The sequence below is a fragment of the Streptomyces sp. NPDC019443 genome (genome assembly GCF_044389785.1).
Lineage (GTDB): Bacteria > Actinomycetota > Actinomycetes > Streptomycetales > Streptomycetaceae > Streptomyces.
The window spans coordinates 276227-301150 of sequence record NZ_JBIRYJ010000003.1 but is presented as its reverse complement, the minus strand read 5'-3'; the positions used below and the strand labels follow the sequence as shown (position 1 = coordinate 301150).

Annotated in this window: 20 protein-coding genes; 10 read left to right on the top strand and 10 right to left on the bottom strand. The window is 69.8% G+C overall.

All coding sequences use genetic code 11. The features are described 5' to 3' along the window. The first annotated feature begins 18 nt into the window (after positions 1-18). Together ACH492_RS11745 and ACH492_RS11740 are read left to right on the top strand one after the other, a co-directional pair. On the top strand, positions 19-1428 hold the full coding sequence (locus ACH492_RS11745; RefSeq protein ID WP_398985276.1) for an NADP-dependent succinic semialdehyde dehydrogenase: 1410 nt from the start codon (positions 19-21) through the stop codon (positions 1426-1428). A 22-nt stretch (positions 1429-1450) separates the two neighbouring features. Continuing rightward, positions 1451-1834 (top strand): VOC family protein, encoded by a 384-nt coding sequence (locus tag ACH492_RS11740; protein ID WP_398985274.1) that lies wholly within the window; start codon positions 1451-1453, stop codon positions 1832-1834. Positions 1835-1873: 39 nt separating this feature from the next. Here ACH492_RS11740 and ACH492_RS11735 read toward each other — a convergent pair whose 3' ends face one another. Continuing rightward, positions 1874-3193 carry an LCP family protein gene (locus ACH492_RS11735; protein WP_398985272.1) on the bottom strand — a complete coding sequence of 440 codons (1320 nt, stop codon included), beginning with the start codon at positions 3191-3193 and terminating at the stop codon, positions 1874-1876. Positions 3194-3382: 189 nt separating this feature from the next. Beyond that, positions 3383-5440: a phosphocholine-specific phospholipase C gene (locus ACH492_RS11730; RefSeq protein WP_398985270.1), complete on the bottom strand. Its 2058-nt coding sequence runs from the start codon at positions 5438-5440 to the stop codon at positions 3383-3385. Between the two features lie 258 nt (positions 5441-5698). Between ACH492_RS11730 and ACH492_RS11725 the strand changes: the two genes are divergently transcribed. The 3 genes from ACH492_RS11725 to ACH492_RS11715 all read left to right on the top strand — a co-directional run bounded on the left by ACH492_RS11725 (position 5699) and on the right by ACH492_RS11715 (position 9194). Further along, a complete protein-coding gene (locus ACH492_RS11725) occupies positions 5699-5926 on the top strand; it encodes a DUF6458 family protein (protein WP_356221972.1) in 228 nt (75 codons plus the stop codon). A 96-nt stretch (positions 5927-6022) separates the two neighbouring features. Beyond that, the gene (locus ACH492_RS11720) at positions 6023-7348 is read left to right on the top strand and encodes an NAD(P)/FAD-dependent oxidoreductase (protein ID WP_398985267.1); all 1326 of its coding nucleotides are present in this window, start codon (positions 6023-6025) and stop codon (positions 7346-7348) included. 1 nt (position 7349) lies between these two features. Then, entirely contained in the window at positions 7350-9194 is a 1845-nt protein-coding gene (locus ACH492_RS11715; protein WP_398985265.1) for a transketolase, read from the top strand. Positions 9195-9316: 122 nt separating this feature from the next. On the opposite strand, the gene ACH492_RS11710 is transcribed toward ACH492_RS11715, so the two are convergent. Continuing rightward, positions 9317-9487 (bottom strand): hydrophobic protein, encoded by a 171-nt coding sequence (locus ACH492_RS11710; RefSeq protein WP_398985263.1) that lies wholly within the window; start codon positions 9485-9487, stop codon positions 9317-9319. A gap of 171 nt (positions 9488-9658) precedes the next feature. Between ACH492_RS11710 and ACH492_RS11705 the strand changes: the two genes are divergently transcribed. Both ACH492_RS11705 and ACH492_RS11700 read left to right on the top strand, forming a co-directional pair. Continuing rightward, positions 9659-10153 (top strand): DUF6328 family protein, encoded by a 495-nt coding sequence (locus tag ACH492_RS11705; RefSeq protein ID WP_398985261.1) that lies wholly within the window; start codon positions 9659-9661, stop codon positions 10151-10153. 162 nt (positions 10154-10315) lie between these two features. Then, positions 10316-10960 carry an LAETG motif-containing sortase-dependent surface protein gene (locus ACH492_RS11700; RefSeq protein ID WP_398985259.1) on the top strand — a complete coding sequence of 215 codons (645 nt, stop codon included), beginning with the start codon at positions 10316-10318 and terminating at the stop codon, positions 10958-10960. Positions 10961-11053: 93 nt separating this feature from the next. Here ACH492_RS11700 and ACH492_RS11695 read toward each other — a convergent pair whose 3' ends face one another. The 6 genes from ACH492_RS11695 to ACH492_RS11670 all read right to left on the bottom strand — a co-directional run bounded on the left by ACH492_RS11695 (position 11054) and on the right by ACH492_RS11670 (position 16352). Then, positions 11054-11950: a TauD/TfdA dioxygenase family protein gene (locus tag ACH492_RS11695; protein ID WP_398985257.1), complete on the bottom strand. Its 897-nt coding sequence runs from the start codon at positions 11948-11950 to the stop codon at positions 11054-11056. A 37-nt stretch (positions 11951-11987) separates the two neighbouring features. Continuing rightward, on the bottom strand, positions 11988-13322 hold the full coding sequence (locus tag ACH492_RS11690) for an LLM class flavin-dependent oxidoreductase (protein WP_398985255.1): 1335 nt from the start codon (positions 13320-13322) through the stop codon (positions 11988-11990). Between the two features lie 10 nt (positions 13323-13332). Beyond that, positions 13333-14223, bottom strand: coding sequence for an ABC transporter permease (locus ACH492_RS11685; protein ID WP_398985253.1), 891 nt, complete (start codon positions 14221-14223; stop codon positions 13333-13335). After that, positions 14220-15032: an ABC transporter ATP-binding protein gene (locus ACH492_RS11680; protein WP_398985250.1), complete on the bottom strand. Its 813-nt coding sequence runs from the start codon at positions 15030-15032 to the stop codon at positions 14220-14222. Before ACH492_RS11680 ends, ACH492_RS11685 begins: the two co-directional genes overlap by 4 nt. Before the next feature lie 4 nt (positions 15033-15036). Continuing rightward, complete coding sequence (locus ACH492_RS11675; protein ID WP_398985248.1) at positions 15037-16053, bottom strand: ABC transporter substrate-binding protein; 1017 nt, start codon at positions 16051-16053, stop codon at positions 15037-15039. Positions 16054-16268: 215 nt separating this feature from the next. Continuing rightward, positions 16269-16352, bottom strand: a complete 84-nt coding sequence (locus tag ACH492_RS11670) for a putative leader peptide (RefSeq protein ID WP_351446407.1) — start codon at positions 16350-16352, stop codon at positions 16269-16271. Between the two features lie 255 nt (positions 16353-16607). Here ACH492_RS11670 and ACH492_RS11665 point away from each other — a divergent pair, with 255 nt between their 5' ends. Then, complete coding sequence (locus ACH492_RS11665; RefSeq protein ID WP_398985247.1) at positions 16608-20096, top strand: phosphodiester glycosidase family protein; 3489 nt, start codon at positions 16608-16610, stop codon at positions 20094-20096. A 314-nt stretch (positions 20097-20410) separates the two neighbouring features. Further along, a complete protein-coding gene (locus ACH492_RS11660; protein ID WP_398986200.1) occupies positions 20411-22441 on the top strand; it encodes a PP2C family protein-serine/threonine phosphatase in 2031 nt (676 codons plus the stop codon). A 49-nt stretch (positions 22442-22490) separates the two neighbouring features. On the opposite strand, the gene ACH492_RS11655 is transcribed toward ACH492_RS11660, so the two are convergent. Continuing rightward, positions 22491-23543 (bottom strand): enoyl-CoA hydratase/isomerase family protein, encoded by a 1053-nt coding sequence (locus ACH492_RS11655; protein ID WP_398985245.1) that lies wholly within the window; start codon positions 23541-23543, stop codon positions 22491-22493. A 174-nt stretch (positions 23544-23717) separates the two neighbouring features. Between ACH492_RS11655 and ACH492_RS11650 the strand changes: the two genes are divergently transcribed. Then, entirely contained in the window at positions 23718-24887 is a 1170-nt protein-coding gene (locus tag ACH492_RS11650; protein ID WP_398985243.1) for a serine hydrolase domain-containing protein, read from the top strand. The last annotated feature ends 37 nt before the right edge of the window (positions 24888-24924 follow it).

Sequence of the window (24924 nt, the reverse complement as noted above, 5' to 3'; positions counted from 1 at the left end):
TTCGAGGAGGACAGTCCCATGCCCATCGCCACCGTGAATCCGGCAACCGGTGAGACGCTCAAGACCTTCGATGCGCTGGGAGCTGAGGAGATCGACCGGCGACTCGCGCTCGCGGTGACCGCCTTCGCCCGCCACCGCACCACGGATTTCGCCCGGCGGGCGGACCTGCTGAACCGCGCCGCACAGCTGCTTGACGAGGACCAGCAGGACATCGCGAGGACCATGACGACCGAGATGGGCAAGCCGCTCGCCGCCGCCCGCGCGGAGGCGGCGAAGTGCGCCAGGGCGATGCGCTGGTACGCGGGACACGCCGAGGGCCTCCTCGCCGACGAGCACCCTTCCGCCGCCGATCTGAAGGACTCCGGTGCGTCCCGGGCGATCGTCCGCTACCGCCCGCTCGGCGTCGTCCTTGCCGTGATGCCGTGGAATTTCCCGCTGTGGCAGGTCGTACGCTTCGCCGCCCCGGCCCTGATGGCCGGCAACGTCGGTCTGCTCAAGCACGCATCGAACGTGCCGCAGACCGCTCTCTATCTGGAGGAGCTCTTCCGGCGCGCCGGGTTCGAGGAGGGCTGTTTCCAGACGCTGCTCGTGGGATCGGGCGCGGTCGAGCACATCCTGCGTGACCGCAGGGTTGCTGCTGCGACCCTGACCGGTAGCGAGCCTGCCGGCCGTTCTGTCGCCGCCATCGCGGGCGACGAGGTGAAGAAGACCGTACTGGAGCTCGGCGGGAGCGACCCCTTCGTCGTGATGCCGTCCGCCGACATGGACCGGGCGGCCAGGACGGCCGTGATCGCCCGGGTGCAGAACAACGGCCAGTCCTGCATCGCCGCCAAGCGGTTCATCGTCCACGCCGACGTCTACGACGACTTCTGTGAGCGCTTCACCGCGGGGATGGAGCAGCTGACCGTCGGTGATCCGATGCAGGAGTCAACCGATGTCGGCCCGCTCGCCAGCGAACAGGGCCGCGCGGACGTCGAGGAGCTCGTGGACGACGCCCTGCGCCGCGGCGCGACGGCACGGTGCGGAGGCCGGCGCCCGGAGAAGCCGGCCCAGGGCTGGTACTACGAGCCCACCGTCCTCGTCGATGTCACCTCCGACATGCGTATCCACCACGAGGAGGCCTTCGGCCCGGTCGCCACCGTCTACCGGGCGGCCGACGTGGACGAGGCGGTTGCCCTCGCCAACGACACGCCCTTCGGGCTCAGTTCCAATGTGTGGACGCGCGACGACGAGGAGGCCGAGCGATTCGCCCGCGACATCGAGGCGGGCGGCGTCTTCTTCAACGGAATGACGGCCTCCCACCCCGCGCTGCCCTTCGGCGGCGTCAAGCGCTCCGGTTACGGCAGGGAGCTGTCGGACCACGGCATCCGCGAATTCTGCAACGTGACCACGGTGTGGCACGGCGCCGATCCCGGTGACGAGAGCTGAGCCAGACGGAAGGAGAGCGGTCATGCTCACGAACAGCAAGGCATTCAGCGGCTTCTCGGTCAACGATCTGCAGAAGGCGAAGGAGTTCTACGGCCAGACGCTCGGCCTGCGTGTCACGGAAGAGAACGACGCGACCGGCAGCATGCTGACGCTGCATCTCGAGGGCGGCACCGAGATCCTCGTCTACCCCAAGCCGAACCACGTCGCTGCTTCCTTCACCGTGCTCAACTTCCCGGTCCCGGACATCGACGAGGCCGTGACCGAACTGGCCGGACGCGGGGTGACTTTCGAGCGGTACGCCGGTTTCGAGCAGGACGAGAAGGGCGTCTTCCGTGCGGCGGGCCCGCCCATCGCCTGGTTCACGGACCCGTCGGGTAATACCCTCTCCGTCCTCCAGCTGACCTGAAACCCGGCCGCCGGGCGGCAGGCGCGCCCGGCCGCCCGGTCACCCGGCGGGCGCGTCCGACGGCGTCGCGCACCGCAGCTCGTCGCCGTGGACAGGCGCCCCCTCCACGCTGCTCCGGTCGTGTACGACCTTGACGACGGCGCCGGCCTCGGACCCGACCGCGACGTCGAAGACCTGGCCGTGCCCGGCGACGGCGTGCAGCCTTGCGCCGGGGAGCGCTGCGGCGATCGTGGTCGCGTGGCGGGCCCAGACCGGGTCGTAGGTGATGGTGGTCGGGCCCTTGGGGCGTGGCTCGCCGGGCTTGCGCGGGACGTACTCCACGACGAAGCCGTTCGCCCGCAGCGCGCTCGCGACCTCCTGATCCGTGACCCGAAGGTTCAGCCAGGCCGGCGGAATCTCGACCGGGACGTCCATGCTGGGCCGGATCCGGGAGTCGCCGACGATCGGCCGGTCCGCACGCAGGGCGGCCCACAGGGCGGCGGAGCGGTCCTTGTCCCAGATCAGGGTGGAGCCCCACTGTGGTACGCGGTGATCGAAATCCGAGAGGGGCACGGTCGCGAACTCCGTTCGATCCGCTTCCAGCCGACGCAAGTGCAAGCCCAGTTCCATCAGGTCCACGAGGCTGGTGTCCGGGTCCGTGCGTACGGAGGCGCGCAGCCTGAGGGCCGTGCGCGCCGCGGCGGCCGGGTCGGCGAAGGCTCCCTCAGATCTCAGCCGGGACAGCATCTCGATGAGCAGACGCTGTTGACGGCGCATTCGGCCCAGGTCACCGGGTGGTGAGACGTGCCGGGCGCGGACGTAACGCAGGGCGCCGATACCGTCCAGTTGGTGTGTCCCCGCAGTCAGGTTCAGCCCGGAACCCAGGTCTTGCAGGGGCTTGTCCGTACACACCTTCGCTCCGCCGAGGCGGTCCACGGTGTCCGCGAAGCCGGTGAAGTCCGTCTCGAGATAGTGATCGATGCGCAGTCCGGTCGCTTTCTCCACCGTGCGTACCGTGAGATCTCCGCTGCCGTGCGCAAAGGCGCCATTGATTTTTCCGAGGTGCCGTGGATGTGCGTGATCGGCGAACTCCACATAGGAATCCCGGGGAATGGATACCACACTCATCCGCCGACCGTCCTCGGCGATATGCACGACCATCATCACGTCCGTGCAATCGCACCCTTTGCCACCGACGTGCAGGCGCTCCTTGTCTTCGGCTGACAGGCCCGTTCGACTGTCGATTCCGACGACGAGGACATTGGTGCCGTTGGTCTCGCCGGCGACAGGTGAGCGGGAAGCGGACCTGTCTGCCGCCCAGATGGACCCGCCCGAGGCGAGCGAGGCGATGAGAACAGCCGTGACAGTGAAACTGCGCACAGAGCACTCCTCCGATGTCGGATTTCAACTGTCCGACGGAATCACGGATTGAGTGCCCCGGCGCGTATTTGACGGCGAATCCCCGATCAGGTGTCGGTCGATCGGCTGCCTCGGGGCGCCATTCGGAGCAGGCACCGGGCCGCCCGCAGCAGTGCGGGCGGCCCCTTCGGACGGCGGCCGGTCAGTTGCTCAGCCGGTGATGATCGCCGGGTCGCTCACACCGGGCTGACCGTTCTCGACATGCCCGGCGAACCGGCGCAGGAATGTCCTGTTCGTGTCGGACACCACGCTCAGGTCGTACCAGCGCTTGCTGCCGCGCAGATCCACCGTGTGCACGACGCGTCCGCCCGCGCGCACCGTGAACGTCTGTTTCTGCCCGCTGTACGCATTCGTCAGCGTGAGGTGACAGTCGGCGCTGCCCGCATTCGTCATGGTCAGCTCGACGCTGCCGCTCGAAGCGATGTGGCGGGCTGTCACCTCGGGGCCCGCGGTGGTGCCCGGGCCCCTGAAGGTGCGCAGGAAGCCGTTCGGGCCGTATACCGACAGGTCGTACACGCCCTTGGAGTAGGCCGTGTTCCAGGTGTCGGAGAGGTTCTTGCCGGCTGCGGCGGTGTACGTCCACGGCCCGTCCGTACGGTTCGCCGACGTGACCAGGAAGTGCGCTCCCGCGGTCGCGCCACCGCTGAAGGTGAGCGTGAAGCGCCCGGTCGAGGGTGTCCCGGCCCCGTACACCAGGGGTGCGTAACGCAGCGGGCGGGCGGGCCTCGACCCCCTCTCCTGCTTGGGCAGCACCGGGTTGGCCGGCGGCTTGGGCACATAGCTGGGGTGCCGCTCGTTGTCCGGCGGCTCGTACCCGTCGGTGTCCGGGAGCGCGGCCGGCGTGGTGTTCTTGAGACCGAAGTCGAAGGCGGATGTCAGGTCGCCGCAGATGGCGCGCCGCCACGGCGAGATGTTCGGCTCGCCCACGCCGAAGCGGTTCTCCATGAACCGGACGATCGAGGTGTGGTCGAAGACCTCCGAGCAGACGAAGCCACCGGTGCTCCAGGGGGAGACGACGAGCATGGGCACGCGCTGCCCCAGACCGTATGCTCCGGCGGCGTAGTTGCTGTTCCCGCCGAAGTAGTCGAGCGCGGTGTCCACGGTGGACAGGCCCTGGGCGGCCGAGGACGGCGGATACGGCGGAACGATGTGGTCGAAGTAGCCGTCGTTCTCGTCGTAGGTGATGAAGAGCGCGGTCTTGCTCCACACCTCCGGGTTGGACGTGAGCGCGTCCAGCACCTGGGAGATGTACCAGGCGCCGTAGTTCGCGGGGAAGTTGGGGTGCTCGGAGAAGGCCTCGGGGGCGGCGATCCAGGAGATCTGCGGCAGCTTCCCCGCCTTCACATCGGCCTTGAGGATGTCGAAGAAGCCGTCGCCGGCCTTGGCGTCGGTCCCGGTGCGTGCCTTGTCGTAGAGCGGATCGCCGGGCTTGGCGTTGCGGTACTTGTTGAAGTAGAGCAGCGAGTTGTCGCCGTAGTTGCCGCGGTACGCGTCCTCTATCCAGCCCCAGTGCCCTGCCGCGTCCAGACCGTCGCCGATGTCCTGGTAGATCTTCCAGGAGACCCCCGCCTGTTGAAGGCGCTCGGGGTAGGTCGTCCAGTCGTACCCGGCCTCCTCGTTACCGAGGACGGGCCCGCGGCCCTGGCCGTCGTTGCCCGTGTGGCCCGACCACATGTAGTAGCGGTTGGGGTCGGTCGCTCCGATGAACGAGCAGTGGTAGGCGTCGCACACGGTGAACGCGTCGGCGAGCGCGTAGTGGAACGGAATGTCCTCGCGGGTCAGGTATGCCATCGTCCCCGCGCTCTTGGCGGGAATCCACTGGTCGTACTTGCCCTGATTGAAGGCCTTGTGGCCGCCGGCCCAGTCGTGGTTCAGGCCCGTGATGAACTGCATGCCGAGGTCCTCGGCGTCCGGGTGGTAGGGCAGCACGTCCTTGCCGCCGTCCGGCTGGTGCCAGACCGACTTCCCGCTGGCCAGAGTCACCGGGCGCGGGTCGCCGAATCCGCGTACGCCCCTCAGCGCGCCGAAGTAGTGGTCGAAGGAGCGGTTCTCCTGCATCAGCACGACGATGTGCTCGACGTCCTTGATGGTGCCGGAGCGGCGACTGGCGGGGATGGCGGCGGCGCGGTCGATGCTGCTCGACAGGGCCGCGAATCCCGCGGTCGCGCCTGCGATCTGAAGGAACCGGCGCCGATTGAGTTCAGACATGAGTGTGGAGTCCTCTTTTGTGTGAGGAAACAGGAGTGAGCGGAGTGTCCAAGAGGAGCGAGTGGAAGGGAAGGGGTGGTGACACCGGTATGAAAGGACGGGGTACTCGCCGAGAACACCCTGGAGGGGCCGTGTGACGGCCCGGTCGCGGGCCGGCCCCTGCCGCCCGCAGGCAGGTCGGCGCCGCAGGCATGGCCGGTCCGGACGGGGGTACCCGGACGCGGTCACTGTTCAGTACGGCAGGGAAGGTGAGACGTTATGGGCTTAGGAGGATGCATCATCCTGATCGCGGTCGGGGCGATCCTCACATTCGCCACCGACTGGCAGGTGAAGGGCGCCAACCTCGACGTCATCGGCCTGATCCTGATGGCCGTGGGCATCATCGGCGTCGCCACCTTCACCAGCATCGCCAAGCGCCGGCGCGTAATCATGCCGCCGTCGGCCCCGCTGGTCGACGAAGAGCGGGACCGCCGCCGCTACGAGTGAGCCTCGGCGCGGCCGGCACCGGGTTTGGCCCTGTGGCACAGGGGCACCCGGGAGCCCGTCCGCCGATCCACACCCTCGTCCGCACCGGAGGCGATCGTGCGTCGTTCGCGTGTCGTTGTCGTCGGAGCCGGATTCGCCGGTTTCCATGCCGCCCGTACGCTCTCCCGGACCGTCCGGGACGAAGCCGAGGTCGTGCTGCTCAATCCCACCGACTACTTCCTGTATCTGCCACTGCTGCCCCAGGTCGCGGCGGGCATCCTGGAACCCCGCCGGGTGACCGTCTCGCTCCCCGGCACCCTGCCGCGAGTACGCCTGGTGCTCGGCGAGGCCGGAGCGATCGACCTGGACGAACGTCGTGTGCACTACACAGACCCGGAGGGCGCTCCCGGCGAGCTGGGGTACGACCGCCTCGTCCTCGCCGTCGGCAGCGTCAACAAACTGCTTCCCGTACCCGGCATCGCCGAGCACGCGCACGGCTTCCGTGGAATCCCCGAAGCGCTCTATCTGCGTGACCACATCACCCGCCAGATAGAACTGGCAGCCACCGGCGCCCCCGCCGAGGCCCGTGCCGCCCGCCGCACCTTCGTGGTCGTCGGCGCGGGCTACACCGGCACCGAAGTCGCCGCCCAGTGCCAGCTGTTCACCGATGCCCTGGCCCGCAAGCAGCGAGCCTCGGGTGAGGGCCCGCGCCCGCGCTGGGTGCTGCTGGACGTCGCCGACCGCGTGCTGCCCGGGCTCGACCCCCGGCTGTCATCGGCATCCGACCGGGTGCTCCGCAGGCGCGGCATCGACGTGCGGACCGGGACCTCGGTCAAGGAGGCGACCCGCGACGGGGTCCTGCTGGACGACGGAGAGTTCATCGAGACCAGGACGATGGTCTGGTGCGTGGGCGTACGTCCCGACCCGCTGGTCTCCGAAGTCGGACTGGCCGTCGAACGCGGCCGGCTCCTCGTCGACCCCAAGCTGACCGTACCCGGTCACCCCGAGGTCTTCGCCTGCGGTGACGCGGCCGCCGTGCCAGACCTGACCACGCCGGGGGAGTACACCCCGATGACCGCTCAGCACGCCTCGCGCCAGGGCAAGGTGGCCGGTCTCAACGTCGCCGCCTCCCTCGGCCACGGCCAGCAGCGCAACTACGAACACCACGATCTGGGTTTCGCCGTCGATCTCGGAGGCGTGCAGGCCGCCGCGAACCCCCTGGGCGTCCCGCTGTCCGGGCCGCTCGCGGGAGCCTTGACCCGGGGCTACCACCTGGCCGCCATGCCGGGAAACAGGGTGCGCGTCGCCGCCGACTGGCTGCTGGACGCCGTGCTGCCGCGCCAGGCCGTCCAGTTGGGTCTCGTCCGCTCCTGGTCGGTCCCGCTCGACACAGCCTCGCCCGAACTGGCCCGGGTGCCGGGCGGGCCCGACAAGGAGGAGTGACATGCGAAACGATCAACTGGTGGAATTGGGACAGCAGTTGCGAGTGGACGCGATTCGCGCCGCCGACGCGGCGGGCTCCGGGCATCCGACGTCCTCCATGTCGGCCGCGGACCTGGCCGCCGTACTTCTGGCCAATCATTTGCGCTACGACTTCGACCGGCCCGACCATCCGGGCAACGACCGGTTGATCTTCTCCAAGGGTCATGCCTCGCCGCTCCTGTACGCCCTTTACCGAATGGCCGGCGCCATCGACGACGAGGAACTCCTCACCTTCCGCCGCCTCGACAGCCGCCTGGAAGGGCATCCGACTCCGCGGCTGCCGTGGGTGGACGTGGCCACCGGATCACTTGGCCAGGGGCTGCCGGTCGGTGTGGGCATGGCGCTGGCGGGCAAGCGGCTCGACCAGATCCCCTACCGGGTGTGGGTGCTGGCGGGCGACAGCGAGATGGCCGAGGGCTCCGTCTGGGAGGCCGTCGAGCACGCGGCGTACGAGCATCTCGACAATCTGACCCTGATCATCGATGTCAACCGGCTCGGCCAGCGCGGGCCCACCCGACACGGGTGGGACCTGGAGGCATACGCCCGCCGGCTCGGCGCGTTCGGCTGGCACACCGTCGAGGTCGACGGGCATGACGTCGGCGCCGTGGACGCCGCGCTCACGGAGGCCGGCTCCACGATCGGGCAGCCCAGCGCGATCATCGCCCGCACCCGCAAGGGGCGTGGGGTCGCCGACGTCGAGGACCGGGAAGGCCTGCACGGCAAGCCACTGCCCGACGCGGACGCGGCCATCGAGGAGCTGGGCGGGCCGCGGTTCATCCGGGTCGACATCCGCAAGCCTCCCGCGGCACGGGTTTTGCACACCACTCTCGGCGGGCCACTCTCCCTGCCGACGTTCGAGGTCGGCGACTCGGTCGCCACCCGTACCGCGTACGGGAAAGCCCTCGCCGCGCTCGGCTCGGCGCGGGGCGACGTCGTGGCCCTCGACGGAGAGGTCGGCGACTCGACACGCACCGAGTACTTCGCCAAGGCCCACCCGAGCCGCTACTTCGAGTGCTACATCGCCGAACAGGAACTCGTCGCGGCAGCAGTGGGGATGCACGCACGCGGCTACGTCCCGTACGCGTCGACCTTCGCGGCATTCCTGACGCGCGCCCACGACTTCATACGGATGGCAGCCGTCAGCCGCTCCGCCATCAATCTCGTCGGCTCGCACGCGGGCGTCGCGATCGGCCAGGACGGCCCCTCGCAGATGGGACTCGAGGATCTGGCGATGTTCCGCGCGCTGCACGGCAGCACCGTGCTCTATCCGTGCGACGCGAACCAGACGGCCCGGCTGGTCGCGGCCATGGCCGAGCTGCCGGGCGTGAGCTATCTGCGCACCAGCAGGGGCGACACGCCGGTCATCTACGGTCCGGACGAGGAGTTCCCGGTGGGCGGATCCACTGTGCTGCGGTCCTCGGACCGGGACCGGGTGACAGTCATCGCCGCGGGAGTGACCGTCCACGAGGCGGTACGGGCAGCCGAACTGCTCGGGCAGGAAAACATCGACGTGCGCATCGTCGACCTCTACTCGGTCAAGCCGGTGGACGCGGTGACGCTCCAGGAGGCGGCGGATGCGACGGGGTGCCTGCTGACGGTGGAAGATCACCGTCCGGAGGGCGGCATCGGGGACGCGGTGGCGGAGGCATTCACGGACGGCCGCCCGATGCCCCGTCTGGTGCGGCTGGGCGTGCGGAACATGCCGGGGTCGGCCACGCCGGAGGAGCAGCTGCACATGGCCGGGATCGACGCCGAGTCGATCGCGGCGGGAGTGCGGCTGCTGGTGGAACAAGCGGTGGTGCGCTGAGCGAGCCAACACAATCGGCGTGAGCAAATACAGCCGTCGGCCGACGGGGACGTGGCCCCGTCGGCCGACGGCTCGCCGCCCGGTACCGGGCGGCCGTATTGAATTCTCGTTCAATTCGCTGTCTACCACCGGTACCAGCGGGACCTCGTGCCTGTCGCCGTGGTGCTCCGCATCAGGAATCCCAGGAGCCAGATGGCAAGCACAATGAGTGCAATCCACCAGAGCACCTTTACGGCGAATCCGGCTCCGAAGAGAATGAGTGCCAGAAGCAGAACGAGCAGGATGGGAACCATTGTCTGCACCTCCATGCAAACGGGTGCCCGGAATGCTTCTGCTTACACGTCGGTTCGGCTGCGGGGTTGACGCGCGTTTGACGAGTGCGACCGCGGGCACGCGGCCCAGGGAGTGCGGTATAAGGAGCTGACTCGGCGCAAGTATGGTTCACGATATGGAGGTGTCCGGTGATGGGGAAAGCCGACGAAGAGCGTGATCGCGGCCGGGACGAAACACCGGAGGAAAGGGCGGACCGGCGCTGGGCCGAACTCCTTCAGGAATTGCGGGTCGCCCAGACCGGTGTGCAGATCCTCTTCGGTTTTCTGCTCACGGTGGTCTTCCAGCCGCGCTTCGCCACTCTCTCCGACACCAACCAGACGATCTATACGGTCACGGTGCTGCTGGGGGCGGCCACGACCGGCGCTCTGATCGGCCCGGTGTCCTTCCACCGACTCCTCACCGGCCAGCAGCTGAAGCCCCAGACGGTCATCTGGGCCTCTCGCCTCACGGTGGTCGGGCTGTTCCTCCTGCTGTGCACGATGGCGTCGGCCCTGCTCCTCATCCTGCGCGTGGTCGTCGACGACACGCTGGCCATCTGGCTGGTAGTGGGGATGGTCGTGTGGTTCGTCCTGTGCTGGCTGGTGCTTCCGGCGTGGGCCCGCGCCACTCGTCGGACCGGCAGCTGACGGGGCGGACCGACAGCTGACGGGCGCGGTTCAACTCCGTAGAACCACCGACGCGTTGCGGGACGTAAGAGAGGGGTGGGGTGGGTGCAGGCCTCTGGGGGTGTGACGGTACTGTGCGCGCACCGCCATATGGGTGGTGGCGCGGCAACCGTGGAGGATTTTATGACAGCAATCAAGAGATCGTGGCGCCGTTCGGGGGCCCTGGTAGCGGTGGCGACGGCCGGCGTCTTCGGCGTCGGCCTGGCCGCCGGCCCGGCGCAGGCGCACACCCCGGTGTGGTCGGTGACCTGCACCGAGGTCCAGATAGACCTGACCCAGTACAACTCCCAGGTCGAGAACACCGTGAGCGTCACCGTGGACGGCAAGGACCTGCTGCCCACCGAGACGTTCAAGAAGGAGTTCCACAAGAAGCTCGAGCTGCCCAAGCACAGCAGCGAGCTCTCCGTCCGCCTGGTGGTGAAGGCTGGCGACGGCGACAACTTCTCGCGCGACGAGACCAAGAAGGCGCCGGTCTGCGAGGACAGTACCCCGACTCCGCCGGCCACCCCGACTCCGCCGGCCACCCCGACCCCGTCGGCCACGCCGACTCCCTCGGACACGCCCACCACGGCCACTCCCACGCCGAGCAGCTCCACCAGCTCCGCCGAGGTGCCGCCGTCGGCCAAGCCGAGCTCCCCCTCGGGTGACCTGGCCGAGACGGGCTCCTCCAGCACCACTCCGCTGATCGCCGGCGCTGCCGCCGCGGTCATCGTCGCGGGTGGCGGCATCATGTGGGCCGCGCGCAAGCGTCGTAGCGCCCAGCACTGACCCCGGCGCGCTGCCGCGGGACGAACCGCGGCGCGTCGCCGAAGCGGGGCGGGTGGGGCCGTCGAGAGACGGCCCACCCGCCCCGCTTCGTTGTCAGGCGGCGGCCGGCGTGTAGTGCGCCGCCTCGTCGCCCTCGACGACCCGGCTCAGCCCTCCGTCGACGCCGACGGGGACATCGCCCGCGACCGTCACCCGGTGCAGCAGACGCGGCAGATCGCCGTAGTCGTCGGGCGCGTAGTGCTGCGTGCTGCGGTTGTCGAAGAGGACCAGGTCGCCCGGCGCCCAGGTCCAGCGGACGACGTTCTCCGGGCGCGTCACGTACGACTGGAGGATCCGCAGGATGTCGCGGGACTCGGACTGGGACAGGCCCACCAGAGACTGAGCGAAGCCACCGATGAACAGGCCGCGCTCGCCCGACTCGGGGTGGACGCGGACCACCGGGTGCTCGGTGCGGTACTTCCTGGAGACGAACTGCCTGCGATGCTCGGCGGCCTTCTCGGTCTTCGGCTCGGCATAGTCGTACGCGTTGGTGTGGACGGCCCACAACCGGTCGGCCAGCTCGCGCAGCGCCTCGGGCAGATCCCGGTAGGCGGCCGCCGAGTTGGCGATCAGGGTGTTGCCGCCGTACGGCGGGACCACGAGGCTGCGCAGCGTGGACGCCTTGGGCGGGGTGCGCAGGAACGTGACGTCGGTGTGCCACTGGTTGGCGCGGATGCCCTCGTCGCCGTCGACCGGCAGGATGTGCGGCTGGCCCTCGACGGACGGCACCGTGGGGTGCGCGGTGGTGAGCTCGCCGAACAGCGAGGCGAACCGTAGCTGAGCGGCGTCGTCGAGCTGTTGGTCGCGGAAGAAGAGCGCCTTGTGCTCGATGAGCGCCGCGTTGATCTCGGTGACGATGGCGGGGTCGAGGTCGGCGGAGATGTCGACGCCGAGGATCTCGGCGCCGATACGGCCGCCGATACGGCGGATGTCGAAACCGGTGCTGGTCATGCGGAACTGCCTTTCTCTGGAGGTGAATGAACGGGGATCAGTGGGAAAGGCCGGGCCGGCCTGCCGGGCGCTGAAGGCCGTAGTGGTCGCGCAGGGTGCGGCCGCTGTATTCGGTGCGGAACAGCCCCCGGTCCTGCAGCAGGGGGACGACCTGGTCGACGAAGTCGTCGAGTCCGCCCGGCAGATACGGCGGCATGATGTTGAAGCCGTCTGCCGCGCCCTCGGTGAACCACTGCTCCAGCTGGTCCGCGATCTGCTCGGACGTACCGGCGAAGACCCGGTGGCCGCGGCCACCGCCGAGTCTGGCGATCAGCTGCCGGATGGTGAGCTGCTCGCGCCTGGCGAGCTCCGCGACCAGCGTGAAGCGGGACTTGTTGCCGTTGATGTCCTGCTCCTCGGGGAGCGCGGGCAGCGGTCCGTCCAGCGGTAGTCCGCTCAGGTCCGTGCCGAGCATCCCGGACAGCTGCTGGAGCCCGTACTCCGGGACCTGCAGCCCGGTGAGCTCGTCCGCCAGCGCCAGCGCCTCGGCCTCGGTCCCGCCGATGATCGGGCAGATGCCGGGCAGGATCTTCAACTGGTCCGGTGTGCGGCCGTACTTCGCGAGCCGCGACTTGAGGTCCTTGTAGAAGGTCTGGCCGTCGGCGAGAGTCTGCTGGGCGGTGAACACCGCCTCCGCGTACCGGGCCGCGAACTCCTTGCCGTCCTCCGACGACCCGGCCTGCACCAGCAGCGGATGTCCCTGGGGCGAGCGCTGTACGTTGAGCGGTCCGTCGACCCGGAAGTGGGTGCCTCGGTGCTCGATCGGCCGTACCGCGCCCTCCTCCGAGTAGACGCCGCGCTCGCGGTCGATCAGCGGCGCGTCGTCCAGCCAGCTGTCCCACAGCTCCTTGGTCACATCGAGGAACTCGGCGGCGCGCTCGTAGCGCAGCGCGTGCTCCAGATGCTCCTCGAGGCCGAAGTTCCTGGCCTCGGCGACATTCCCGGAGGTGACGATGTTCCAGCCGGCCCGCCCGCCGCTGATGTGGTCGAGCGAGGCGAACTTGCGGGCCACATGGAAGGGCTCGTTGAACGTTGTGGAGACGGTGGCGATCAGACCGATGTGCTCGGTGGCGACGGCCAGCGCAGAGAGCAGCGTGAGCGGCTCGAATCCGCCGACCGCGTTGTAGCGGGCGTTGCCCCACAGAGCGACGCCGTCCGCGAGGAACAGCGAGTCCAGCCTGCCGCGTTCGGCGGTACGGGCCAGCTCCTGGAAGTACGAGAGATCGGTGATCCGCTCGGGCTGGGTGCGCGGATGGCGCCAGGCGGCATCGTGATGACCGGCGTTCATCAGGAACGCGTTGAGATGGAACTGGCGTGGGGTGGCGGCGGGCATGGGTGAATCCTCAGTTTCCGGTCGGGGTGCGCCAGGACGTGAAGCGGCGTTCCAGGGCTACGAGCAGCTGGTTGAAGATCACGCCGATGGCGGAGATGGTGATGATCCCGGCGTACATCTCAGGGATCGCGAAGTTGAACTGGGAGGCGTTGACGAGGTAGCCGAGGCCGGCCTTGGCGCCCACCATCTCGGCGGCGACGAGGACGAGGATCGCGAACCCGCCGGCCAGCCGGATGCCGGTGAAGACCGTCGGGACCGAGGCGGGCAGGATCACTTTCTGGAAGATCCGCGGGGCGGGCAGATCCATTGACCTGGCGAGTCTCAGCAGGGTCGGATCGACGCTGCGTACGGCGCTGATGGTGTTCAGCAGGATCGGCCAGGTGCACGCATAGAGGACGATGGAGATCTTCGACGTCTCCCCGATGCCGAGCAGCAGCACGAAGACCGGCAGCAGCGCCAGTGCGGCGGTGTTGCGGAAGACCTCGAGGAGTGGCCCGAGGAGATCCGCGAGCGGTTTGTACCAGCCGATCAGCAGGCCGAGCGGTACCGCGCCGACGACCGCGAACCCGAAGCCGGTGAGCGATCGCCCGAGGCTGGCCTGTGCGTGCTCGGCGAGTTGCCCGTCGAGCAGCAACTGCCACCAGGCGACGGCGACTTCGGAGAACGGTGGCAGAAAAGTACGGTCGACGAGACCGAGGCGGGGCGCGGTCTCCCACAGCGTGAGCAGCGCCGCGATCGCGACGGTCCGGGTGAACACCGCAAGCAGGGCCCGGCCGGTGCTCCGCAGCGGGGCCCGCAGTGCGCTTGTGCGGGCGTGGGGCGCGAGTGCCGGATCGGTGCGCCGTGCCGTGCCGTCCACATCGACGGCGGTTGCGAGCGCCTTCTCGGTGGTGATGCTCATGGCGTTGCGGCCTCCAGCTCCTCCTGCTGGGCCCTGCTGACCTCATCGCGCAGCAGGCTCCAGATCTGATGTCGGTGGTGCGCAAACTCGGGGCTGGACCGTGGATCGGCGTCGGCGCTTCGGTCACCCAGGTCGATCGGCACGATCTCTTTGATCCGGCCGGGCCGGGAGGTGAGCACGGCGACCCGCCGGCCCAGATGGACCGCCTCGTCGATGCCGTGCGTGATGAACACGATCGTCTTGCCGGTGCGCTGCCAGATCCGCAGCAGCTCGTCCTGGAGCGACTCCCGGGTCTGTGCGTCGAGCGCGGCGAACGGCTCGTCCATCAGCAGCACGTCGGGGTCGTAGGCGAGGCTGCGGGCGATGGCGACACGCTGGCGCATGCCGCCGGAGAGCTCGTGCGGATGGCGGTCCTCGAAGCCGGTGAGCCCTACGAGCGCCAGATACTCGCGGGCCCGCTCGGCCCGTTTGCGGCGCGGCACCCGGGTGGCTTCGAGGCCGAACTCGACATTGCCCTGGGCGGTGCGCCAGGGGAGCAGGGCGTACTGCTGGAAGACGATGCCGCGGTCCAGACCGGGGCCCGAGACGGGTTCGCCGTCGAGCAGTATCCGGCCCGAGGTGGGCTCACAGAGCCCGCCCAGCAGGTCGAGCAGGGTGGATTTCCCGCAGCCGCTGGGACCGACGACAACCACGAACTCCCCGGCGGCGATGTCGAGATCGATACCGTCCAGCGCGATGACGGACTGCTGCTTTCCGCGTACGGGGAAGGTCTTGCCGATGCCCTGGAAGCTGATCTTCGGCGTGGTCATGGGGTCAACTCCCCGCCTTCGTAGTGCCCTTGTTGAACTTGTTGGTGTACAGGTCGGGGATCTTCACCTGTCCGGACTTGATGTCTCCCCGCTCGGTGAGCCAGTCGGCCCAGTCGGAAATCTCCTTCTCGTCGATCCGGCCGCCGGGCGCGGAGACACCGTAGGAGCGCCAGTACTTGAGCGCGTCGGCGCTCTCGTTGCGCTTCCGCTTGGCGACGATCTCGGTCATCTTGGCGACGACCTCCTCGTGCGGTGTCGTACGGGACCAGTCCAGGGCCCTGCCCACGCCGGTGACGAAAGTCCGCACCGTCTCCGGGTTCTGTTCGATGAAGCGCTCGGTCAGCACATAGGTGCCTGCGCTGAAGGCCCCGCGCAGCTCGAAGTCGCTGAAGAGCTTGCGTATCCCGCCCGTCTGCAGCGCCTTGTCGCGCAGGATGCCGCCGAGGACGGCCACGTCGATCTGCCTCTGGCGCAGCGACTGTTCGGTGTTGACGGGCGGTACGACGATCCGCTCGACCTGCTCGGCTTCTGCCCTGCTCAGGCCGTTCTTCCTGAGGTAGATGTCGAGCATCGCCTCGGCGTGGGCGCCCAGGGTGTTCATGCCGACTTTCTTGCCGACGAGGTCACGGGGCCGGCGGATGGCGCTCCGCTCGGCGACGTAGTAGCCGCTGTAGGCGTACTTGTCGGAGCCGTAGTAGCTGATGACGGCCTTGATGGGAGCTTTGCGGGAGGCGAGCTTGACCACCGCGCCGTTGAATGCGCCCCCGAAGTCGATCTGACCGGAGGCGGCGGACTGGATGTCCTGCGGGCCGCTGATGGTGTTGCCGACCCAGTCGAGCTTCAGGTCCTCCAAATAGCCGAGGGCAGCGGCGAGTTCGGCCGGGTTCACCGCGCCGGCCGAACCCTGGTAGCGGAGCGTCTTGGTGTTGCGGACGCCGCTGCCGCTCGCTGTGCCGCAGCCCGCAGCCGCCAGCGCGGAGAGTCCTGAGAGCACAAGGAAGGTGCGTCTGGTGGAGGTCATCAGTCATTCCGTTTCGGGGTACGCGAAGATGCCTGGAAAATCACCGGGAAAAGCGCGATGAATTCAGGTGGGAGGTGGGAATGCATTGGCAGGGGAATGGGGAAAATCCTGCCCAAATAATTACCGCGGGCGGGCCGGGGGAGTGAGGTGCTCAGCCCGTCAGAAGCCCCTGGAGCAGGGGCCGGACGCGGACGAAGAAGTCAGCTGCGCGTGTTTCAGCGGCCGGCGGCACAGAGTGCGCTGGCGTGCCGTCGAAGATCGACGTGCAGGCGCGATACGAGAATGTCAGCTTGACTCACAACGGTGAGAGTGGCAGCGACTTCCGGTCACGTCAATGCGTTTCGGAAATCGTCTCGCATAGTGAATTGTTACGGCTTTCTTTCGTGAATGTGGACCGTCGGACGGCTGTCACGGCCGCGGAGTGTCCACGGTCCTGACGGCCGCTGTTCTTCCGGGTGTTCCCACGGCCCCCTGGTACGTTCCCTCGGGCGCCGCGATGCTGTGCGCCGACAGCGCTTACTGCGCGCTCAACACGCCGTATTCCAGGAGTAGTTGTGGGCCTTGGCAGAGCAAGACGCTCCGTCGTGCTGGTCGCGACGGTGTCCGCCCTGGTGGCGGGAGCGGTATCTCCCGCCGTCGCCGATTCCACCCCCGACCCCCGGCCCAGGGACCGGTCCGAAGTGCTGCGGCCGATCGCGCCGCCGCCCGCGAGCGCCCCGGCCGGACGTCCCAGAGCCATCGCCGACGGCGACGGCATCGAGACCGCGCGCAGCTCCCGGTCGATCGCCCCCGGTATCCGCCTCACCTCGTACGACCGGCTCGAATCCAACAAGTGGCTGCGGGTCGACGCACTCTCCGTCGAACTCGACGGCAGCGGGGCACAGGCCGACTACCTCTCCTCGGGCAAGGTCGCCGACCGCCGTACCGTCTCCGAACTCGCCGCCGGTCACGACGCCGGACCCGGCCGGCGCACCGTCGCCGCCATCAACGCCGACTTCTTCGACATCAACCAGACCGGCGCTCCGCAGGGTCCCGGCATCAAGGACGGCAAGGTCACCCACTCGCCGGCCACCGGCGCCAACCGGGCCGTCGGCATCGGCCCCGGGAGCGCGGGACGCGTCCTGCAGCTCTACTTCGACGGCGCCCTGACGCTGCCCTCGGGAACGCACCCGCTGACCGCGTACAACGCCGCGAACGTTCCGGCCGGCGGCATCGGCGCGTACACCGCGGCCTGGGGAACCGCCGACCGTGCCCTGACCGTGGACGCCGCAACTCCCGTCGCCGAGGCGCTCGTACGGGACGGCAGAATCGTCGCGGTCACGGGCAGGCCCGGCACCGGGCCGATCGCCCCGGACACCACCGTCCTGGTCGGACGGGAGGCCGGCGCCGGACTCCTCGCCGCGCTGGGCCCCGGCGACCCGGTGCCCCTGGAGTACCGGCCGCGCACCGACAGCGGCCCCGTCCCACGCACCGCGGTCGGCGGCCGTGAACTCCTCGTCGTCGACGGCGTACCCCAGAACCACGAGGGCGAAGGCAACAACACCGCCGCCCCCCGCACCGCCGTCGGCTTCTCCAAGGACGGCAGCGCGATGCAGGTCATCACCGTCGACGGCAGGCAGGCCGACAGCGGCGGCGTCACCCTCACCGAGCTCGGCCTGATGATGAAGCAGGCCGGCGCGCACAGCGCGCTCAACCTCGACGGCGGCGGATCGTCGACGCTTCTCGCGCGCGAGCCCGGCAGCGACGCCCTCCAGGTGGAGAACAGCCCCTCCGACGGCAGTGAGCGCACGGTCCCCAACGGTCTCGCGCTCACCGCGCCCGACGGCAGCGGACGGCTGCGCGGCTTCTGGGTCGAGACCCGCACATCCGCCGGTAGCGCCCCCACCGCCGACCCGGTCAAGGGCGGCCACCCCGAGCGGGTGTTCCCCGGACTGACCCGTCGGCTCACCGCCGCCGGATACGACGAGACGTACGGACCGGCTGCGGGAACCCCGCACTGGCGTGCCGTACGGCCCTCGGTGGGCCGGGTCGACGGCCAAGGCGTGTTCCGGGCGCGGCACAGCGGCACCACCGAGATCCGTGCCGAACGCCGCGGCGCCCACGGCAGCACCGAGCTGACCGTCCTCGACGACCTTGCCCGGATCGAGCCGACCACCCGGCGTGTCGGCCTCGCGGACGCGAGCGCCACCGGCACGTTCGGCATCCTCGGCCTCGACGCGCAGGGCAACAGCGCGCCCGTGGAACCCGGCGATGTGCAACTCGCCTACGACCACACGCTGTTCGCCATACGCGATGACGGCGGGGGCTCCTTCACCGTCACTTCCCGTACGGGCGGCGGCGCCGGGCGGATCACGGCGACCGTAGCCGGCGTCACCACCGTCCTCGCCGTCGCCGTCGGCCTCGCCGAGCAGCCGGTGTCGGCCTTCGACGACGCGGCGTCCTGGACCTTCAGCCAGGCCCGCGCGAGCGGTTCGGTCGCGGCCACGCCCGACGGGCAGAGCGGCACCGGCCTGGAGCTCACGTACGACTTCACGCAGTCGACCGCGACCCGCGCCGCGTACGCCAACCCACCGCGGCAGATCGCCGTCCCGGGCCAGCCGCAGTCCTTCACGGTCTGGATCAAGGGCGACGGGAAGGGCGCGTGGCCGACGCTGCACCTCAAGGACGCGGCCGGATCCGACCAACTGCTGCGCGGCCCGTACGTCACCTGGACCGGCTGGCGGCAGGTGACCTTCGCCGTCCCGCCCGGGGCCGCGATGCCGCTGTCGGTCCACCGCTTCTATCTGGCCGAGACCGCTGCCGCCAGGCAGTACACCGGCAAGATCGTGATCGATGCTCTCGCCGCACAGCTGCCGCCGACCGTCGACCTGCCCGAACAGCCGCGTACGGCCGATCCGCTGATCGACCCCGCGGCCGAAACCGAGGGCAGGGACTGGCAGTTCGCGGTCATGTCCGACGCCCAGTTCGTCGCCCGAGACCCCGACAGCGCGATCGTGGCGCAGGCGCGGCGGACGCTGCGCGAGATCAAGGCCGCACGGCCCGACTTCGTCGTCGTCAACGGCGACCTGGTCGACGAGGGTTCGCCCGCGGACCTCGCGTTCGCGCGGCGCGTGCTGACCGAGGAGCTGGGGGACGAGCTGCCCTGGTACTACGTGCCCGGCAACCATGAGGTGATGGGCGGGAAGATCGACAACTTCATCACCGAATTCGGCCCCGCGCACCGTACGTTCGACCATCGCGGCACGCGCTTTCTGACGCTGGACACGTCGAGTCTGACCCTGCGCGGCGGCGGCTTCGACCAGATCAAGGGCGTGCGGGCGCAGCTCGACGCGGCGGCGAAGGACCCGGGCATCGGCTCGGTGATGGTCGTCGAGCATGTGCCGCCGCGCGACCCGACCGTCCAGAAGGGCAGCCAGCTGAGCGACCGCAAGGAGGCGGCGCTGATCGAGCAGTGGCTCGCGGAGTTCCGCCGTACGACGGGCAAGGGTGCGGGGCTGATCGGCAGCCATGTCGGCGTCTTCCACGCCGAGCACGTGGACGGCGTGCCGTATCTGATCAACGGCAACTCGGGCAAGAATCCGGCGGGCCCGGCGGACGAGGGCGGCTTCACCGGCTGGTCGCTGGTCGGCGTCGACAAGGTCTCGCGGGGCGAGCAGGCGGCGGGCCGTGCCAGGCCGTGGGAGGGCGGCCCGGACTGGGTCTCCGTCCAGACCCGCGCACATGTCGACGGCCTCACCCTGGACGCGCCCGCGGTACTGCGCCCCGGCGACAGCGAGGATGCCGGCGCGACGGTCACTCAGGGTGCACGCAGGGTTCCGGTGGCTTTCCCGCTGAGCGTGGACTGGACGGGTTCGCCGAATCTGTACATCGGTGCCCCGGAGAACGCCCGCCACCGCCACGCGGCGGCGTTCGACCCGAGGGCGGGCCGGCTGACGGCTCTGCGACCGGGGACGGTCACGCTGGTGGTGACGGTGGGCGGCGTGACGCAACGTACCGAAGTCCGCATAGCGGCGGAGGGAGCCGGGGTGGGCCGGGCGGCCTAGCACACCTGCTTGCGCGCAGTCGGCCTCGCATCCGGTGGGGGTGTGGGGGTCGGCCTCGCACCCCGTGAGACCGGCTGCGCTGCCCCACTGTGCCCCCGCTCCTGAGACACGGCGAGGCATGGCTGTACGGGGACGGACCGGGTGCCCCAGCTCGCCGTGCGGGAAGCCCCCGCAGCGGGCAGCCTAGGTCGTGAGCGTTGCGGAGGAGGTGGTTCCCCTTGTCCGATCCGCTCGCCGCAGGGGCCGCAGAAGCCGTAGAACCGGACGGCGGGGGCGAGGGCTCCCACCCTCTCCTGTCGCTCGCGCTCGCCGGGATGATGGACGACGTCCAGGCCCACTCCGGAGCCGTCTATCTGCTCGCGCACGACGAGCAGGTCCTCGAGATGGCCGTCATGGCCGGGCTGCCCCGCGCCTTCGCCGCGCCCTGGGAACGCGTCTCGATCGGCTCGCCCATCCCCGTCGCCGAGGCGACGCGCGAGCGGCAGCTGATCTGGGTCTCCGGCGAGGAGGACATGGCCCGCCGCTATCCACGCATCGCGGTCGTCCTGCCCTATCCCTTCGCCCTCGCCGCCCTGCCCATCGCTACCGCCGACACCACGTACGGCGCCGTCTTCGTCACCTGGCCGGGCTCCCATCCACCCGAGATATCCGCCAGTGAAGTCGGCCGTCTCACCGCCGCCTGCGACCGCCTTGCCCTGCGGCTGGCGCGCGCCGCGCAGCTGGGCCGCCCCGTCGTCCCAGAGGCAGACTTCCTGGGGCCCGCCGCCATGACCGGGACGAGCGGCGCGGTCGAGGCCGTGCACATGCTGGCGCGGGTGCCGGACGGCATGTGCTCCCTGGACGTGAACGGACACGTGACCTACGCCAACCCCGCGGCCGGAGAACTGCTCGGCCTCCCCTCGTCGGGGCTGCTGGGCAACCTGCTGTGGTCGGCCCTGCCGTGGCTGAACGACCCGGTGTACGAAGACCGCTACCGGGCGGCTCTGATCAGCCAGCACGCCACGTCCTTCGTGGCGCTGCGCCCGCCGCAGGACTGGCTGATGTTCCGCTTCCACCCCAGCAGAAGCGGCATAAGCGTGCACATCACCCCGGCCCGCGGAACCGTCCAGGAGTTGCCCTACGACGCACCGTCGCAGCAACCCGCGGGCCTGGTGGCGATATCCCACATCCTCAACCTGGCCAGCGCGCTGACCGAGGCCGTCGGCGTGTCCGACGTGATCGAGCTGGTCGCGGACGAAATCATGCCGGCCGTCGGGAGCCGTGCGCTGGTCATGCTTGCGTCCGACGCCGGGCGGCTGCGCGTCCTGGGCCAGCGCGGCTACCAGAACCCGGAGGTCGTCGACCGGTTCGACGGCATGCCCCTGGCCGCCCAGACGCCCGGCGCCCAGGCGCTCGCGACCGGAGTGCCGTCCTTCTTCGAGTCGCGCGAACAGCTGGAGCACATCTATCCCGCGCGCTACGCGACCCGTGACGGCATGGCCGCCTGGGCCTATCTGCCGCTGATCGCCTCCGGACGGCCCGTAGGCACCTGCGTACTCAGCTACTCGGAGCCGCACCACTTCTCCACCGACGAGCGCGCCGTCCTCACCAGCCTCGGCGGCCTCATCGCCCAGGCACTTGAACGGGCCCGGCTCTACGACACCAAACACCGGCTGGCCCACGGCCTCCAGTCCGCCCTGCTGCCGCACTCCCTGCCCACCCTGCCCGGCCTGGAGGTCGCCGCGCGCTATCTGCCCGGCACCCAGGGCATGGACATCGGCGGCGACTTCTACGACCTGATGCGCACCGGCGACGCGGTCATCGGAGATGTGCAGGGCCACAACGTCACCGCCGCCGGGCTGATGGGCCAGGTCCGCACCGCCGTCCGCGCCTACACGGCGGTCGGTCAGCCGCCCGGCCAGGTCATGGAGAGCACCAACCGGCTGCTGATCGACCTGAACGTGGATCTGCTGGCCAGCTGCGTCTATCTGCATCTCGACCCGCTGGCCGGCCGCGGCCTGCTGGCCCGCGCCGGACACCCCCAGCCGCTGCTCCGCGATCCCGACGGCCGGGTCCACATCCTCGATCTGGCAGGCGGCCCGCTGCTCGGCGTCGACCGGTTGGCCGCCTACCCCACCACGGCGGTGCCGCTGCCCCCGGGATCCGTACTGGTCCTGTACACGGACGGCCTGATCGAGGTGCCCGGCGTCGACATCGACGACGCCTTGGCGGACCTGGCCGCACTGCTGGCAAGCACCGCCGACCAGCCGCTCGAAGCGCTGGCCGACAGTCTGATCCGCCACGCGACGCGCAGCCGTCAACGCAGCGACGACACGGCGCTGTTGCTGCTCCGCCCGGAAGTCTGAGCAGAGCCGGGCCGCACGATCAGGCGTGATCGGGAGCGACCGCAGACGTTCACCCGGTCGAGCTGGAGGCCCTCAATTCGCCGTCCCCGAGCGGCGCGAAGAACCGGGCCACATCCGCGTCCGTCACCTCCGACAGCTCCGCGGGCGACCAACGTGGCCTGCGGTCCTTGTCGATGACCTGCGCCCGTACGCCCTCGACCAGATCGGGCGACGAGAGGGCCGCACACGAGACGCGGTACTCCTGGTCGAGCACCGGCTCCAGCACTCCCAGCCGCCGGGCCCGGCGCAGCGCGGCGAGGGTCACCTTCAGCGAGGTGGGGGACCGGGTGAGGATCGTCTCGGCGGCCTCCTTCGCCGCCGGCTCGCCGCAGTCGAGCAGCCGGCCGAGGATCTCCTCCACGGATCCGGCGGCGTAACAGCCGTCGATCCACTGGCGGTGCCGGGCCAGTTCTCCTTCGGGCGCGGCCTCCGCGCACCGCCGCACCGCCTCGGCCACATCCAGCCCGGCGAGCGACGTGGCGAGCTCCGCCAGCCGGCTCGACGGTATGAAGTGATCGGCGAGCCCGCACAGCAGTGCGTCGGCCGCGCCCACCGCCGTGCCGGTGAGCGCGAGATGAGTGCCGAGCTCCCCGGGAGCCTGTGCGAGCAGATGCGTACCACCTACGTCCGGCACGAAGCCGATGCCCGTCTCCGGCATGGCGACGGCGGAGCGCTCGGTGACGACGCGTACGTCACCGTGCGCGGAGACGCCGACCCCGCCGCCCATGACGATGCCGTCCATGAGGGCGACATAGGGCTTGGAGTAGCGGGCGATACGGGCGTTGAGGCGGTACTCGTCCCGCCAGAAGTCGAACGACGCGTTGCTGCCCGCCAGCGCGTCCGAGTGAATGGCGCGGATGTCGCCGCCCGCGCAGAGCCCCCGTTCACCGGCTCCGGAGACAATCACGACCGCGACGGATTCGTCCTGCTCCCACTGTGCGAGCGCCGCGTCGATGGTGCGGACCATCGGGTGGGTGAGGGCGTTGAGAGCACGGGGACGGTTGAGAGTGATGTACCCCGCGCGGCCCTCGGTGTGCAGCAGTACGGAGTCGTCGAGGGCCATCGGTGTTCCTTCCGGGTTGTGGATCTCCTCGGTCCATCCTCGCTCACGCGACGACGGCTCCTTCAGGCGCGCCTTGTGTTCGGGCTCTTCCCGCCAGTCCGACCAGTCGGTACGTTCCTGGGTGAGCCGGATACCGGTAGGCCGGACACCCGGTCCGAGGCAACGGAGGTCCCGATGTCAGAGCACGCACCACAGATCGCAGGCCACTGCGACGAACGCTTCGAGGCGGTGCGTACCGCCTTCGAGGAGAACTTCCGCGCCCGCGGCGAACTCGGCGCGGCCGTGAACGTGTTCCTCGACGGAGAGAGCGTCGTCGACCTGTGGGGCGGCTGGGCCGACGAGGCGCGCACCCGCCCGTGGGAGCGGGAGACGCTGGTCAATGTGTGGTCGACGACCAAGGGCCCCACCGCCCTGTGCGCGCATCTGCTCGCCGACCGGGGGCTGCTCGATCTGGACGCCCCCGTCGCCACCTACTGGCCGGAGTTCGCCGCGGCCGGCAAAGAGGCCATTCCCGTACGCCATCTGCTCTCGCACCGCGCGGGCCTGGCAGGGCTGCGCGAGCCGCACAGTATCGACCAGCTCTACGACTGGGAGCTGACCACCGCACGCCTCGCGGCCACTGAGCCGTGGTGGGAGCCGGGCACCCGCTCCGGCTACCACGCCTTCACCTACGGGTTCCTGGTCGGAGAGGTCGTCCGGCGGATCACCGGACAACTGCCCGGGGAGTTCCTGCAACAGGAGATCACCGGCCCGCTCGGCATCGACTTCACCATCGGGCTTCCGGAGAAGGAGGCAGGGCGCGCCGCCGAGCTGGTCCATCCGCCGGCCGCGGCGAGCAGCGAACAGGCCGCGATCTTCGCCCAGTTGCAGCCGGTCGCCCTGGCGGCCCTCGTCAACCCGATTCTCGGTGCGGCCGACGCCAACACCCCCGCGTGGCGCGCGGCCGAGATCCCCGCCGCCAACGGCCACGGCACCGCCCGTGCGGTCGCCGCGCTGTACGGAATCCTCGCCGGACGCGGAGAGTTCGCCGGCCGACGCGTACTGTCCCCGGGGGCCGCCGAGCGCGTCCGCGAGGGTCAGGGCCGCTGCCGGGACCTGGTACTCGGCGCGGGCTTCAAGAACGACACGGAGGTGGCGCTCGGCCTCTGGCTGAGCGGCGAGAACGGCTCGTACGGCCCCAACCCCCGCGCGCTGGGCCACGACGGCTTCGGTGGCTCCTGCGGACTCGCCGACCCGGAGGCGGGCATCAGCATGGGCTACGTCATGAACCGCATGGGCCCGCACATCGCCGACGACCCGCGCAAGATGGCTCTGATCGAGGCGCTTTACCAGTCGGTGGGGTGACCGTCCGGTTCTGCGGGACGGGCTTGACCACCCCGGC

Coding starts and splice junctions, on each gene's coding strand:
- ACH492_RS11745 (WP_398985276.1), top strand. CDS start 19: ATGCCCATCGCCACCGTGAATCCGGCAACCGGTGAGACGCTCAAGACC.
- ACH492_RS11740 (WP_398985274.1), top strand. CDS start 1,451: ATGCTCACGAACAGCAAGGCATTCAGCGGCTTCTCGGTCAACGATCTG.
- ACH492_RS11730 (WP_398985270.1), bottom strand. CDS start 5,440: ATGTCTGAACTCAATCGGCGCCGGTTCCTTCAGATCGCAGGCGCGACC.
- ACH492_RS11725 (WP_356221972.1), top strand. CDS start 5,699: ATGGGCTTAGGAGGATGCATCATCCTGATCGCGGTCGGGGCGATCCTC.
- ACH492_RS11715 (WP_398985265.1), top strand. CDS start 7,350: ATGCGAAACGATCAACTGGTGGAATTGGGACAGCAGTTGCGAGTGGAC.
- ACH492_RS11710 (WP_398985263.1), bottom strand. CDS start 9,487: ATGGTTCCCATCCTGCTCGTTCTGCTTCTGGCACTCATTCTCTTCGGA.
- ACH492_RS11705 (WP_398985261.1), top strand. CDS start 9,659: ATGGGGAAAGCCGACGAAGAGCGTGATCGCGGCCGGGACGAAACACCG.
- ACH492_RS11700 (WP_398985259.1), top strand. CDS start 10,316: ATGACAGCAATCAAGAGATCGTGGCGCCGTTCGGGGGCCCTGGTAGCG.
- ACH492_RS11695 (WP_398985257.1), bottom strand. CDS start 11,950: ATGACCAGCACCGGTTTCGACATCCGCCGTATCGGCGGCCGTATCGGC.
- ACH492_RS11690 (WP_398985255.1), bottom strand. CDS start 13,322: ATGCCCGCCGCCACCCCACGCCAGTTCCATCTCAACGCGTTCCTGATG.
- ACH492_RS11685 (WP_398985253.1), bottom strand. CDS start 14,223: ATGAGCATCACCACCGAGAAGGCGCTCGCAACCGCCGTCGATGTGGAC.
- ACH492_RS11680 (WP_398985250.1), bottom strand. CDS start 15,032: ATGACCACGCCGAAGATCAGCTTCCAGGGCATCGGCAAGACCTTCCCC.
- ACH492_RS11675 (WP_398985248.1), bottom strand. CDS start 16,053: ATGACCTCCACCAGACGCACCTTCCTTGTGCTCTCAGGACTCTCCGCG.
- ACH492_RS11660 (WP_398986200.1), top strand. CDS start 20,411: ATGATGGACGACGTCCAGGCCCACTCCGGAGCCGTCTATCTGCTCGCG.
- ACH492_RS11655 (WP_398985245.1), bottom strand. CDS start 23,543: ATGGCCCTCGACGACTCCGTACTGCTGCACACCGAGGGCCGCGCGGGG.
- ACH492_RS11650 (WP_398985243.1), top strand. CDS start 23,718: ATGTCAGAGCACGCACCACAGATCGCAGGCCACTGCGACGAACGCTTC.